Here is a 14527-nt window from a genome sequence, read left to right as displayed (position 1 = left end):
ATGATTAAAGAAGAGCTAAAAGAATATTGTAATTCATTAAATTTAGATACTATTGGATTTATAAAATGTAGAAGATTTGATGAATTAAAAGAGCTTTATAAGTATAGAAAAGATATGGGTTTAGAAAATGAATTTGAAGAAGCTGATATAGAAAAGAGGATAAATCCCATGTGGTATATGGAAAGGGGAAAAACTATTATTTCAATAGCTTTCCCCTATCTTTGGGTTGAAAATAACTTAGAAAATGGATTTTCTAAATATACTAAAGGTTTAGATTACCACAGAGTTGTAAAAAAATATTTAGATAAGGTTTGTGAGTTCATTAAGTCTAAAGGTGGTGAGGCTATTTCTTTCGTAGATAGTAATACATTACCTGAAAGATATATTGCTTATTTAGCCAATATTGGATTTATAGGCAGAAATAATATGATTATAACTGAAAAATATGGTTCTTATGTATTTTTAGGAGAAATAATAACTGACTTAGAATTAAATAGTGATGAAGTAAGAAGTTTTGAAAATATAAAAGAATATAAAGAATGTGGAGAATGTAATATATGTTATAAAGAATGTCCTACAAAATCTATAAATATAAATAAGATTAATCCTAATATATGCTCCTCGTATATTACACAAAAAAAGGAATTAACAGATATTGATATAAAGCTCTTAAAAGGTAAGATATTTGGTTGTGATATGTGTCAAAATAGATGTCCATATAATAGTGATATACATTTTTCAAAATTTGAAGAGTTTAAACCTTTGGAATTTATGTGTAATTTAAAAAGTGATATTTATGCTGATATGAATAATAAATTTTTTAAGGAGAATATATCAAGGACATCTTGTGGATGGAGAGGAAAAAATGTTATTAAGAGAAATGCTATAATAAAATTACATAATGAAGGTGAAAATATAGAAAGATATAAAGGAGACTCACCTTATATAAATGAATATATAGAAAGAGTGAAATAAGTTAATTGTTTTGAGAAAATATATAAAATATAATGTTTATGTATATATTTAATTTAAGGGGGGATTGAATATGATGTCTAAAAGTACTGCAAGGCTTATAGAGCTTTTGCCAGAAAAATTAGTTATAAAAATAGCGAGAAATAAGATAAATGGGTATTTAAAAAAATATGCAAAAATTAATGTAAGTGGATATGAAAATATAAAAAAGGCAGATGGACCTAAAATATTTATTAGTAATCATTTAAGTAATTCAGATGGATTTATTATAGAAAAAGTATTAAAGGATGAATACGATCCTACCTTTGTTGCTGGAGTTAAACTTTCAAATGACCCAGTTACTAATTTAGGAACTAAAGTAGTTAAAAATATTTCTATTAAACCTAATAGTGCTGATAAAGAAGCTATTATGGCTATGATAAAGGTTTTAAAAGATGGAGAAAATCTTGTTCTTTTTCCAGAAGGGACAAGAAGTAGAAGTGGAAGTATGATAGAGGGGAAGAAGGGCGTATTATTAGTTGCTAGAATGAGCAAAGCAAAGATAGTACCACTTTCATTATATGGAACTGAAAAACTACTACCTATTAACAAAAATGGTGATATGGCTGGTGAAGAGTGGAATGAAGCAGAGGTAAATGTAAATATAGGAGAGTATATAGAACTTCCTAAAAAAGATAAAGATGAATCTAAGCATGAATATGATGATAGGTGCCTAACTTACATAATGAAATCAATAGCTAAGGGGTTGCCGGAGGAATATAGAGGCGTTTATAAATAGTTAAGGAATTAAGAGATTAGGATATTAGTGGAGTGACAATCTTAAAAAATTTAGGAGGAAAGTTAAATGAAACAAAGGACTAAGATAATATTAGAGGAGTTAAAAAGATTATATCCGGATGCTAAATGTGAATTAAATCATGAAACTCCTTTTCAATTATTAGTTGCAACTATTTTATCTGCACAAACTACAGATAAAAAGGTTAATGAAGTAACTGAGAGTTTATTTAGAGATTATCCAGATGTTGATGCATTTCTAACATTATCTATAGATGAGCTTGAAGAAAGAATAAAACAAATAGGATTATATAGAAGTAAAGCTAAGAATATATTAATTATGTGTAATCAATTAAAGAGTAAGTTTAACGGAGAAGTTCCTAAAACTATGGAAGAGATAACAAGCTTAGCAGGTGCAGGAAGAAAAACTGCAAATGTAGTATTATCAAATGCTTTTGGAGTTCCGTCTATTGCAGTTGATACACATGTTTTTAGAGTTTCTAATAGACTTGGATTAGCAGATTCAGATAATGTTTTAGAAGTTGAAAAGCAACTTCAAGCAGAACTGCCTAAAAAAGAATGGAGTTTGACACACCATTTATTAATATTTCACGGTAGAAGATGTTGTATAGCAAGAAATCCTAAGTGTAGTGAATGTCCACTTACTAATAGATGTAAATATTTTAAGGAGCAAAAAGCTAAAAGGAAATAAGTTAGCTCATCTAATCAAATCAAAGATTTGGAGATTCATTTATGATATAATTGATATGAAAAAATGTAGCAATATCTACATAATTACTAAAGTTTTAGGAGGATGTATATGAAAGTTGGAGTAATAATGGGGGGAATTTCTTCAGAAAGAGAAATTTCACTTAAAAGTGGTAATTCAATAGTTGAAAAAATAGATAAAAATAAATATGAAGTAGTGCCTATAGTTATTGATAATAAAGAAGATATAGTAAATAAGGTTAAAGATATAGATTTTGCATTATTAGCACTTCATGGAAAATTTGGTGAGGATGGAACTGTTCAATCAGTACTTCAAACTTTAGATATACCTTATTCAGGATGTGGACCTATAAGTTCAGGTTTATGTATGGATAAAGACTTTACAAAAAGAATATTAAAAGCAAATGATATTAGAACTGCCAGATGGATTAATGTTTCATCTGTAGAAGAAATAGATTATGATAAAATAGATGAAATGGGATATCCTGTTTTCGTTAAGCCAACAAACGGTGGTTCAAGTGTTGCTACATTTAAAATAAAGAATAAAGAGGATATTCAAGCAGCTGTTGAAGAAGGATTAAAATGGGATACAGAAGTAATGATTGAGGAATTTGTTGAAGGTGATGAAATAACTTGTCCAGTATTTGATGGTGAAATGTGGCCAGTTATAGCTATTAAACCAAAGTCTGATTTCTTTGATTATACTCAAAAATATGCAGCTGATGGAGCTGATGAAATAGTTATTGAATTAGAAGAAGGGCTTCATAAGGAAGTTGAAAAAATGGCTTTAGAAACTTATAAGGCTTTAAAGTGTCAAGTATACGCTAGAGTTGATATGATTATTGATAAAAATGGAGTTCCATATATATTAGAAGTAAATACATTGCCTGGAATGACACCAGCAAGTCTTTTCCCTAAGAGTGCAGCTGCAATAGAAATTAGCTATGCTGGTCTTTTAGATAAGATAATAGAGACATCTTTAAAAGTTAAAAGAAGTATTTAATATATGTATTTTAAAACTCAGCGTAGGCTGAGTTTTTTATATAGTTAAAATTATTTTATTTAGATAGAACTTTTTAGGGGGGGAAATTGTCTAATATTTATAAAGTGATTTTAAATATTGATTGCAAATATTTTTTTGATGTAACCATAACTAAATTTTTAAATATTATATGTAGTAAGGAGAATTTTTTATTGGAGGGCTTTATGCAAAATAGAAGTGATAAAAGTCTTTTTGGTATAGATATTAATGAATATACACAAAATGTAGACTTTACAGTTCTTGCAACTACTATAGACTTTTTATACCTAAGATCTTCAGGATCGGCTACAGGTAGATTCAGAGTAGATAAAAAATTTTTAGAGTTTGCTAAAAAGGCAAGAGATTTCGGAATACCTGTTGGTGCATATCATTTTGGAGTTCCAAGTGCAGATTTAACTACTGCAGATTCACAATGTGATGATTTTATTAATATACTTCAAGAGGGTTTTGGTGAAAAAGATTATGGAGACTTATTTCCAGTTTTAGATGTTGAAACCCCTACAGATAATTCAATTTCTACTTCTACATTAATTAATTGGATAGATAGGTTTAGAAAAAGGTTTGAAAGAAAAACAAGAAGAAGACTAATGCTTTATACAGGAGCATTCTTTGTAGAGATGTATAATAACTTCTTTATTCCTAATCAAGGATATCCTTTAAAAAATATGATTTTATGGATTGCTCATTATACAGCGATTCCAGGAAATGCACCAGTTCCACCAGATGTAGGTGGATGGACTAGATGGAGAGTATGGCAATATAGTGAGAGTGCAAATGTTGGAGGCGTTGGAAATCCTGTTGATGCAAACTGGGGCCCAGATAGTATAGATTTATTAACTCAACCTAGAAATGTAACAGGACTTACAGTTAATAGAAAAGGAAATGTTTTGCATATTACTTGGAGGAAAAATACTGACACAGATTTATTAGGATATAATATCTTTGCTAATAATTACTGGATAGGTACAGTAGATGCTGATGATACTAGTTTTTCAATAAATATAAATCAATTACCGTTTACTGTTAAAGGGCCTATAAGAATAAGTATAGAAGCATTTGATAAAGATGGTGAAACATCTAAGAATAGAAGTAGTTTTACAGTATAAAATAAGATAGTAGTATAAGAATAGCTTTATAATATTAAGATAAAATTACTTATAATTTAAAGTAAAGCTATTCTTGAAACTATTAAATTTAACTTTATGAAATTCAAATAATTTTATTAATTGTATTAAATTAAATAATAGAATATAATTAGAACATAATGCAATTATAGTAATTATATATAAATTTTTGGGAGGAGTGGAACTGTGAGTAACGAAAAAGCAAATGATGGTAAACTTAAAAAAACTATGTCTAAAAATAAGAGATTAATCATTATAATATCAACTATTATAGTGTTAATTGCAGGAATAACTTTTGGATATTTTATGAATGTAAAAAATAAAGTTGATTCATGGGCAGATAAAATATATCCTGGGGTACAAGCTTATGGTATAGACTTAGGTGGTAAAACTAAAGAAGAAGCAGTAAACATATTAAATGATCAGTTAATTTCTTTAATTGGAAATAAAATTATAACTGTAACTGTTGGAGATAAAACTTTTGAGCTTAAGTATTCTGATATTAGTCCATCAGTAAGTGCTGATGAAACAGTAGAGGAAGCGTTTAATTATGGAAAAGATAATAAAATGCTTGAAAAGAAAAAGATAATAGAAAATGGTGTTGATTATAAAGTTGATACTGTATTAAGTTATGATGAAGAAAAAGTTAAAGAGTTTGCTAATAGTGTAAATGATCAAGTTAAAGTTGATGCTGTAGATGCAAAAATATCAGTTAATGGTAGTAATGTTTCTATCACTCCAGAGGTTACAGGAAAACATATAGATATAGATGATTTATGTAATAAAATAAAAGATAGCATAGATCCAGATCCAGAAAAAGTTGAAACTGTAACTATAGATTTACAAGATTATTCACCAAGAGTAACTTCAGCAGATTTAAATAAGATTACTGGAGTAATGTCATCTTATTCAAGTACTTTTGGTACTTCTGATACAGGAAGAGTTGAAAACTTAAGAATTGCAACTGGATACATTAATGGTACGTTATTAATGCCAGGAGATGAATTCAGTTATAATAATACAATTGGTCCAACAACTCCAGAAAGAGGTTATAAAGAAGCAAATACATATGTTGGTTCTAAAATAGTACCAGGATATGGTGGAGGAGTATGTCAAGTTTCAAGTACTCTATATAGAGCTGTTATACAAGCTAACATAAGATCTACTGAAAGACGTAATCACTCAATGACTGTTGGTTATGCAAAACCAGGATTAGATGCAACAGTTGCTGCTGGATACATAGATTATAAGTTTGTAAATACATATGACTTCCCAATATATATTCAAGGATATTTATCTGGTAATCAGGTAGTATTTAATGTTTGGGGAAATAAGGAAGCTATGGGTGGAAAAACTTATGAGCTTGTTAATGAAATATTAGAAACTTATACTTATGGTACAGAGGAAGTACAAGATCCTACTTTACCAGAGGGAACAAGAGTTGTAACATCATCAGGGGCTAATGGATGTAAAGCAAGTGGATATTTAATTACTTATGAAAATGGTGTTCAAGTAAATAAAGAACTTATATCAACTGATGTATATTCAACTAGAAATGAAGTTGTTAGTGTAGGAACTAAAAAGGTAGAAACACCAGCTACTCCTACTCAAGAAGAAACAACCCCAACAGAAAATGCTACGGAAGAAGCACCGGCAGCTTAAATATATTAAAATTCTTTGACTATTAAAAAACTATATAGTATCATTGAAGATATATAAATAGTGTAAAGTAAGATGTTATAACATCTTACTTTTTATTTTGGAGGGTGAATTCATTGAATTTAAATATAGTTTTATATCAACCAGAGATACCACAAAATACTGGAAATATAGCAAGAACTTGCGTTTTAACTGACTCAACTCTTCATTTAATAAAGCCTTTAGGATTTAGTATTGATGATAAAGCCGTTAGAAGATCAGGTTTAGATTATTGGAAGGATTTAAAATTAGAAGTTCATGAATCTTATGAAGATTTTATGGCTAAGTATGGAGATAGAAGAATATTTTTATCTACTACACATGGTGGAAATATATATTCAGATGAAAAGTTTCAAAATGGAGACTTTATAATGTTTGGAAGAGAATCATCAGGAGTTCCTGAAGATGTACATAATGCACATAAGGGAATAAGAGTTCCGATGGTACAAACAAGTACAAGAAGTTTAAATTTATCAAATACAGTAGCGATTATAGCCTATGAGGCATTAAAGCAAATAGACTTTCCAAATATGAAATAAAAAATATAGGGGGTACTTGTATGGAAAAAATTAAGATTATTACTGATAGTACTTTAGATTTGCCGTCAGATCTTATAAAAGAGAAGGATATAGAAGTTTTACCGTTATTAATTAACTTTGGAGAAGAAAGTTATTTAGATGGGGTGGAGATAAATACTAGAGAAATGTTGGATAGAATAGCGAAGGAAAATATACTACCAACTACAGCTCAAGTAACACCAAATAGATTTGAGGAAGTATTTAAGAAATATCTAGATGAAGGATATAAAATCGTAACTTTAGTTTTATCATCAGAAATGAGTGGAACATACCAATCAGCATGTATAGCTAAAAATATGTTAGATACTGATGATATAATAGTTATTGATTCTAGAAATGTAACATCTGGTTTAGGAGTTTTAGTGTTAAAGGCTTGTGAATTTAGAGATAATGGCGATAATATATTTGAAATTGAAGAAAAAATTAAGAATATTATTCCTAAAGTTAAAAGCTCATTAAGTTTTGAATCATTAGAAAACCTAGTAAGAGGTGGAAGACTTTCTAAGGCAGCTGGTGCAATAGGAAGTGTTTTAGGATTAAGACTTATTTTAGAAGTTAAAGATGGCCAAATGGCGGTTAAAGATAAGGTAAGAGGAAGCAAAAAAGCTTTAAAGAAAGTAATTTCTGATTTCGAAAGTGCAAATGTAGATTTTGATTCACCGATAGTCATAGATGAAATATTAAATGAGGAAATATTTGAAGGACTTAAAAAGTATTTTGAGGAAAAAAATATAGAATATGTTCATGGTATTGTTGGATGTACAGTAGGAATACATTCAGGAACTAGAGCCTGTGGAATTTTCTTTATTGAAAAATAAAGTTTTAAATAGCAAGTAACAATTTTGAGAGTGTTACTTGCTATTTTTTTACTTTAAAGTATTAAATAGTACTTGTTGGAATAAAAAATAGAATTGCTTTTTGAATAGATATATGAAAATAGTATAAAATATTATAGAAAAATTTAAAAAAGATTTTCAATATAAATGATAAAATAAAGAGAATCTATTCAAATTTACCCAAAACAACTTAATTTTGTTATGCATATAAATGAAAAAAGTAGCAAAATAAAAAAATATTAAAAAAATTACTAGAAAGACTTTCAAAATTTAGATATCTGTTTTATAATAATAGATGTGGGACATAAAAGTCATTGCTGGGACATTTTTAGTCCAAAGGAGGGTCTGTAGTGCAGGAAATATTAGAATTGCAAAGAAAGATAGTTCCTGAGCTGGTGGAAGTCCTAGAAAAACGATATAATGTTTTGAGGACAATCTTTTATAACCAACCTATTGGAAGAAGAATGCTTGCAAGTGAACTTAATCTTGGCGAAAGAGTAGTTAGAAATGAGATTGATTTATTAAAATCACAAAACTTAATAGAGATTAATACCCCTGGTATGACCGTTACTAAAGATGGACAACATGTTTTAGAAGGGTTAAAAGATTTGATACATCAAATAAAGGGATTAAATGATATTGAGAAGAAAATTAAATCATTCTTAGGATTAAAAGATGTTGTTATAGTTCCGGGGAATGTTGAGGAAAACCCAGCAACACTTAAGGAATTAGGAAAAGCAGCAGCTAACTATGTAAAAAATATAATAAAAGATAGTGATATAATAGCTATTACGGGAGGAAGCACAATAAAAGAAGTTGTTGAGGCATTCCCAAAAGTAAGTAATATTTCCAATGTTCTTGTTATTCCAGCTAGAGGCGGAATGGGAAGAAGGGTCGAAAGTCAAGCTAATTATTTAGCAGCATCATTAGCTAATAAAGTTAATGGTACTTATAAATTGTTACATATTCCAGAGAATGTTAGTTATGAAGTGTTAGAGGGACTTCTTAAAGAAAAGCAAATAAAAGAAGTTATAGATAATATTCATAATGCTGATATTTTAATTTATGGAATAGGAAATGCAATCCATATGGCTCAAAAGCGTGGATTATCAGAGGAATATATAAGTAGACTTGAAAGCCTAGGAGCAGTAGGAGAAGCATTTGGATGTTATTTTAATAAACATTCTCAAGTTGTTTTAGAAAATACTCCAATTGGAATTAATATTAATGATGCAAAAAAAATTAACACACATATTGCTGTGGCTGCAGGGGAAAATAAAGTAGAAGCTATAATTGCAACAGAAATGAATAATTCTAATGCTGTTTTAGTAACTGATGAATCTGCAGGAAGGAAAATTGCAGAATTAATTAAAGTTTAAAGGTGAAACAATAGTTTCATATTAATTAATTTGATTTAAAATTTAATTTTAAATATATAATATCTATTTTTAGGAGGTAATTGTAATGGTAAGAGTTGCAATAAACGGTTTTGGACGTATAGGACGTCTTGCATTTAGACAAATGTTTGGAGCAGAAGGGTATGAAATAGTTGCTATCAACGATTTAACTAGCCCATCAATGTTAGCTCATTTATTAAAATATGATTCAGCACAAGGAAGATACGCTTTAGGTGATACAGTTGTTGCTGGTGAAAATTCTATCACTGTTGATGGAAAAGAAATCAGAATTTATGCTGAAGCTGATGCTTCTAAATTACCATGGGGAGAAATCGGTGTTGACGTAGTATTAGAATGTACTGGATTCTACGTATCAAAAGCTAAATCTCAAGCTCACATTGAAGCAGGTGCTAAGAAAGTTGTTATATCAGCTCCAGCTGGAAACGACCTTCCAACAGTTGTATTCAACGTAAACCAAGACATATTAACAGCTGAAGATAACATAATTTCTGCTGCATCTTGTACTACAAACTGCTTAGCTCCAATGGCTAAAGCATTAAATGACTTTGCACCAATTCAATCTGGTATAATGTCAACAATCCACGCTTACACTGGAGACCAAATGGTATTAGATGGACCACACAGAAAAGGTGACTTCAGAAGAGCTAGAGCTGCAGCTGTAAACATCGTTCCTAACTCAACAGGAGCTGCTAAAGCTATCGGATTAGTTATTCCAGAATTAAACGGAAAATTAATCGGTTCTGCACAAAGAGTACCAGTTCCAACTGGATCAACTACAATCTTAACTGCAGTAGTTAAGGGTGAAAATGTAACTAAAGAAGCTATAAACGCTGCTATGAAAGCTGCTTCTAACGAATCATTCGGTTACACTGAAGAAGAATTAGTTTCTTCAGACATCGTAGGAATCACTTACGGTTCATTATTCGATGCAACTCAAACTATGGTATCTGAAATCGGAGAAGGATTATACCAAGTTCAAGTTGTTGCATGGTATGACAACGAAAACTCATACACTAGCCAAATGGTTAGAACTATTAAATACTTCGCTGAATTAGCTTAATTTTTAATAGATAATTATATATGGATTTAGATGCTTATAAAAGCACTCTTATAAGATCCTAAAAAGGGTCCGGTCTCTAAGGCATACTTATAAGACCGGGCCTATTTTAAAATTATAAAGAAAACTATGAATAAATTTATGAGGTGAAAAGAATGAGCTTTAATAAGAAGACAATTGAAGATATTCAAGTTAACGGTAAAAGAGTTTTAGTAAGATGTGACTTTAACGTTCCATTAAAAGATGGAGTTATCACTGATGAAAATAGATTAGTAGGAGCTCTTCCAACAATCAAATACTTAGTTGAAAACGGAGCTAAAGTTATACTTTGCTCACACTTAGGAAAAGATGCTTCTAAGACTTTAGCACCAGTTGCTGTAAGATTAAGCGAAATGTTAGGTAAAGAAGTTGTTTTCGCTAGAGATGAAGAAGTTGTTGGAGAAAACGCTAGAAAAGCTGTTGCTGATATGAAGGACGGAGACGTTGTATTATTAGAAAACACTAGATGCAGAAAAGAAGAAACTAAGAACGGAGAAGAATTATCTAAAGAATTAGCTTCTTTATGTGATATCTACGTTAATGATGCATTCGGAACTGCTCACAGAGCTCACTCTTCAACTGAAGGTGTTACTAAATTCGTAGATACAGCTGTATGCGGATACTTAATTCAAAAAGAATTAAAATTCTTAGGAGAAGCTGTAAACAATCCAGTTAGACCTTTCGTTGCTATATTAGGTGGATCTAAGGTTTCAGATAAGATTGCTGTTATCAACAACTTATTAGAAAAAGTTGATACAATCATCATTGGTGGAGGAATGGCCTATACATTCTTAAAAGCTCAAGGATATGAAATCGGAACTTCTTTATGTGAAGATGATAGAATGGACTACGCTAAGGAAATGATCGCTAAAGCTGAAGCTAACGGTGTTAAATTCTTATTACCAGTAGACCACAGAATCGCTGATGGATTCAAGGATGTTGAAGCTACAGTTACTGAAGATCAAAACATTCCAGCTGGATTCATGGGATTAGATATCGGACCTAAGACAGAAGCTTTATATGCTGATGCAATTAAAGATGCTAAGACTGTTATCTGGAACGGACCAATGGGAGTATTCGAATTCGAAAACTTCAACAAAGGAACAATTGCAGTTGCTAAAGCTATGGCTGATGCAGATGCTACAACAGTTATCGGTGGAGGAGATTCAGCTGCTGCTGTTAATATCTTAGGATTCGGAGATAAGATGACTCACATCTCTACAGGTGGTGGAGCTTCATTAGAATTCTTAGAAGGTAAAACTTTACCAGGAATTGCTGCTTTAAACGACAAGTAGAAACAGTTAAGAGTGACAAGTGGCAAGTGGTAAGTTGAGGAATAAATTCAGTAGAGCTGAATTTAGAAAAAAATATATATTTTTAGAAACTCCTTAAGGAGTTTCTACCTTAACTTGTCATTTGTCCCTGTAAACTTGTCACTAAAAATTTTGAAAAAATTTTTATAGAGGTGAATTAAATGAGAAAAGCTATTATCGCTGGAAACTGGAAAATGCACTACACTCCAGAAGAAGCTGTTAAAGTTATAAACGAATTAAAACCATTAGTAAAGGATGCTACTTGTGATGTAGTAGTTTGTCCTACTTTTGTTTGCTTAGATGCTGTATTAAAAGCAGTTGAAGGATCAAACATCAAAGTTGCTGCTCAAAACATGCACTTTGAAGAAAAAGGAGCTTTCACTGGTGAAGTTGCTCCAGGAATGTTAGAAGCTATGGGTGTTAGTTATGTTGTTTTAGGACACAGTGAAAGAAGAGAATACTTCAATGAAACTGATGAAGCTTTAAACAAAAAAGTTAAGGCTGCTTTCGCTCACAACTTAACTCCAATCCTTTGCTGTGGAGAAACTTTAGAACAAAGAGAAAACGGAACAACTAACGAAGTTGTTGGAGCTCAAATCAAAGCTGATTTAGAAGGCTTAGCACCAGAATTAGCAGAAAAAGTTGTTATAGCTTACGAACCAATCTGGGCTATCGGAACTGGTAAAACTGCTACTGATGAACAAGCTAACGAAACAATTATGGCTGTAAGAAGCGTTGTTGCTGAAATGTTCGGTCAAGAAGTTGCTAACAAAGTAAGAATCCAATACGGTGGATCAGTTAAGCCAGGAACTATAAAAGCTCAAATGGCTCAATCTGATATCGATGGTGCTTTAGTTGGTGGAGCTAGCTTAGTTGCTACTGATTTTGCTCAAATAGTAAACTACTAAAATTTAATATAAAAAAAGAAATCCTCTGCTAGGGATTTCTTTTTTTATAAAATTATTGAAAATTAATATTTTTATTTAGTATATGAGTAAATCTACTAATGTTTTTAATCTTACATAAATAATTAAATATTTTTGGTTTATTTAGCAAAAAATAAATTATCAGAAAATTTTTTAGACAATCGTTTACAAAAAGGTAACTATATTGTTTAGTAATAATAATTATAGTATAATAAACATGGTTCAATTAAAGACACTAATGACGAGTGAGATTCAATACACTTTAATTGCATAATGAAACTCACAAAGTTATCACTCTTTTTGAAACTAAGAAAGTATGTATATATATTTGGAGGGAATTATGGCGAAAAAACCTGTAATGTTAATGATATTAGATGGATTTGGAATAGCTCCAGAGAGCGCTGGAAATGCAGTTGCTGCTGCAAATAAACCAAATTATGATAGATTAGTTGCAAACTATCCTCACTCACAATTACAAGCAAGTGGTATGTTTGTTGGATTACCAGATGGACAAATGGGTAACTCAGAAGTTGGACATTTAAATATTGGTGCAGGAAGAATTATATATCAAGAATTAACTAGAATAACTAAAGAAATAAACGAAGGTGGATTCTTTAAGAACGAAGCTTTATTAAAAGCTATCGAAAATGCTAAGAAAGATAATTCAGCATTACACTTAATGGGATTATTATCTAACGGTGGAGTTCACTCTCATATAGATCATTTAAAAGGATTATTAAAATTAGCTAAAGAGCAAGATGTTAAGAACGTATATGTTCACTGCTTCATGGATGGTAGAGACGTTGCTCCAGGTTCAGGTAAAGATTTCGTAGTTGAATTAGAAAACTACATGGCTGAGATCGGAGTAGGTAAGATTGCTACTATTTCAGGAAGATATTATGCAATGGATAGAGATAACAGATGGGAAAGAGTACAATTAGCTTATGATGCAATGGTACTTGGAAAAGGTGAAACTGCTACATCTGCTGTTGAATGTATGGAAAAATCTTATGCTGATAATAAATCAGATGAGTTCGTATTACCATGCGTTATTGAAGAAAATGGAGCTCCGACTGGAACAATAAAGAATGGAGATTCAGTAGTATTCTTTAACTTCAGACCTGATAGAGCTAGAGAAATAACTAGAGCTATAAACGATAAAGAATTTGCAGGATTTGAAAGAGAAACTTTAGATTTAGTATTTGTAACAATGACTCAATATGATAAGACTTTAGAAGGTGTTGAAGTTGCTTACAGACCAGAAGCTATAACTAATACTTTAGGTGAATATGTTGCTTCTAAGGGATTAAACCAATTAAGAATAGCAGAAACAGAAAAATACGCTCACGTTACATTCTTCTTTAACGGTGGTGTTGAAAAAGAAAACGAAGGTGAAGATAGAGCTCTTATTGCATCTCCAAAGGTTGCAACTTATGACTTAAAACCAGAAATGAGCGCACCAGAATTAACTGATGAATTAATAAACAGATTAGATTCTGGAAAATATGACATGGTTATATTAAACTATGCTAACCCAGATATGGTTGGACATACTGGAGTTTTAGAAGCTGCTAAAGCTGCTGTTGAAGCTGTAGATACATGCTTAGGAAGAGTAGTTGATAAAGTTTTAGAATTAGATGGAACAGTATTTATTACTGCTGACCACGGAAATGCTGAAACTATGATTGATGCTGAAACTGGAAATCCATTTACAGCTCACACAACTGATCCAGTTCCATTTGTATGGGTATCTAACCACACAGAAGGTAAATCTTTAAAAGATGGTAAGTTAGCTGATATAGCACCAACAATGTTAACAGTAATGGGATTAGATGTTCCTGCTGAAATGACAGGTGAATCTTTAATAAAATAGTATTATAAGGAGAGGGAGTACCCTCTCTTTTTTTATTCATATAAGTAAAATTTGGAACAAATAATATTTGAAAATCAAAGGATTTGACAATATTAATATTTCTATATATAATTTCCTTACAAAACAAAAACACAACTATTATAAGGTT

Annotated in this window: 13 protein-coding genes; all 13 read left to right on the top strand. The window is 30.7% G+C overall.

The genetic code is table 11. The annotated features are described in order from the left end of the window. A complete protein-coding gene (gene queG, locus EJJ37_RS01185) occupies positions 1-975 on the top strand; it encodes a tRNA epoxyqueuosine(34) reductase QueG (protein ID WP_133013763.1) in 975 nt (324 codons plus the stop codon). A gap of 70 nt (positions 976-1045) precedes the next feature. Then, positions 1046-1750, top strand: coding sequence for a lysophospholipid acyltransferase family protein (locus EJJ37_RS01180; RefSeq protein ID WP_133013762.1), 705 nt, complete (start codon positions 1046-1048; stop codon positions 1748-1750). A 66-nt stretch (positions 1751-1816) separates the two neighbouring features. Further along, positions 1817-2458, top strand: a complete 642-nt coding sequence (nth, locus tag EJJ37_RS01175; RefSeq protein WP_133013761.1) for an endonuclease III — start codon at positions 1817-1819, stop codon at positions 2456-2458. A 108-nt stretch (positions 2459-2566) separates the two neighbouring features. Beyond that, a complete protein-coding gene (locus tag EJJ37_RS01170; protein WP_133013760.1) occupies positions 2567-3478 on the top strand; it encodes a D-alanine--D-alanine ligase in 912 nt (303 codons plus the stop codon). 203 nt (positions 3479-3681) lie between these two features. Further along, the gene (locus tag EJJ37_RS01165; RefSeq protein WP_133013759.1) at positions 3682-4623 is read left to right on the top strand and encodes a glycoside hydrolase family 25 protein; all 942 of its coding nucleotides are present in this window, start codon (positions 3682-3684) and stop codon (positions 4621-4623) included. A 204-nt stretch (positions 4624-4827) separates the two neighbouring features. Beyond that, complete coding sequence (locus EJJ37_RS01160) at positions 4828-6303, top strand: VanW family protein (protein ID WP_243124820.1); 1476 nt, start codon at positions 4828-4830, stop codon at positions 6301-6303. 113 nt (positions 6304-6416) lie between these two features. Beyond that, complete coding sequence (locus EJJ37_RS01155) at positions 6417-6878, top strand: tRNA (cytidine(34)-2'-O)-methyltransferase (RefSeq protein WP_133013758.1); 462 nt, start codon at positions 6417-6419, stop codon at positions 6876-6878. A gap of 20 nt (positions 6879-6898) precedes the next feature. Further along, complete coding sequence (locus EJJ37_RS01150) at positions 6899-7735, top strand: DegV family protein (RefSeq protein WP_133013757.1); 837 nt, start codon at positions 6899-6901, stop codon at positions 7733-7735. Between the two features lie 368 nt (positions 7736-8103). Continuing rightward, on the top strand, positions 8104-9132 hold the full coding sequence (locus tag EJJ37_RS01145; RefSeq protein ID WP_133013756.1) for a sugar-binding transcriptional regulator: 1029 nt from the start codon (positions 8104-8106) through the stop codon (positions 9130-9132). Positions 9133-9217: 85 nt separating this feature from the next. Next, complete coding sequence (gene gap / locus EJJ37_RS01140; protein ID WP_133013755.1) at positions 9218-10231, top strand: type I glyceraldehyde-3-phosphate dehydrogenase; 1014 nt, start codon at positions 9218-9220, stop codon at positions 10229-10231. A 152-nt stretch (positions 10232-10383) separates the two neighbouring features. Continuing rightward, entirely contained in the window at positions 10384-11562 is a 1179-nt protein-coding gene (locus tag EJJ37_RS01135; RefSeq protein ID WP_133013754.1) for a phosphoglycerate kinase, read from the top strand. A gap of 179 nt (positions 11563-11741) precedes the next feature. Continuing rightward, entirely contained in the window at positions 11742-12488 is a 747-nt protein-coding gene (gene tpiA / locus EJJ37_RS01130; protein ID WP_133013753.1) for a triose-phosphate isomerase, read from the top strand. A 358-nt stretch (positions 12489-12846) separates the two neighbouring features. Continuing rightward, entirely contained in the window at positions 12847-14379 is a 1533-nt protein-coding gene (gene gpmI / locus EJJ37_RS01125) for a 2,3-bisphosphoglycerate-independent phosphoglycerate mutase (RefSeq protein ID WP_133013752.1), read from the top strand. The last annotated feature ends 148 nt before the right edge of the window (positions 14380-14527 follow it).

The sequence above is a fragment of the Clostridium cuniculi genome (genome assembly GCF_004353185.1).
In the GTDB taxonomy this organism is placed as follows: domain Bacteria; phylum Bacillota; class Clostridia; order Clostridiales; family Clostridiaceae; genus Clostridium; species Clostridium cuniculi.
Note: the sequence above shows the minus strand (reverse complement) of the source record. Positions and strands in the feature narration are given on the sequence as shown.

What these genes read in the sequence shown, in the direction of transcription:
- queG (WP_133013763.1), top strand. Translation starts at nt 1, where the DNA reads ATGATTAAAGAAGAGCTAAAAGAATATTGTAATTCATTAAATTTAGAT.
- EJJ37_RS01180 (WP_133013762.1), top strand. Translation starts at nt 1,046, where the DNA reads ATGATGTCTAAAAGTACTGCAAGGCTTATAGAGCTTTTGCCAGAAAAA.
- nth (WP_133013761.1), top strand. Translation starts at nt 1,817, where the DNA reads ATGAAACAAAGGACTAAGATAATATTAGAGGAGTTAAAAAGATTATAT.
- EJJ37_RS01170 (WP_133013760.1), top strand. Translation starts at nt 2,567, where the DNA reads ATGAAAGTTGGAGTAATAATGGGGGGAATTTCTTCAGAAAGAGAAATT.
- EJJ37_RS01165 (WP_133013759.1), top strand. Translation starts at nt 3,682, where the DNA reads ATGCAAAATAGAAGTGATAAAAGTCTTTTTGGTATAGATATTAATGAA.
- EJJ37_RS01150 (WP_133013757.1), top strand. Translation starts at nt 6,899, where the DNA reads ATGGAAAAAATTAAGATTATTACTGATAGTACTTTAGATTTGCCGTCA.
- gap (WP_133013755.1), top strand. Translation starts at nt 9,218, where the DNA reads ATGGTAAGAGTTGCAATAAACGGTTTTGGACGTATAGGACGTCTTGCA.
- EJJ37_RS01135 (WP_133013754.1), top strand. Translation starts at nt 10,384, where the DNA reads ATGAGCTTTAATAAGAAGACAATTGAAGATATTCAAGTTAACGGTAAA.
- tpiA (WP_133013753.1), top strand. Translation starts at nt 11,742, where the DNA reads ATGAGAAAAGCTATTATCGCTGGAAACTGGAAAATGCACTACACTCCA.
- gpmI (WP_133013752.1), top strand. Translation starts at nt 12,847, where the DNA reads ATGGCGAAAAAACCTGTAATGTTAATGATATTAGATGGATTTGGAATA.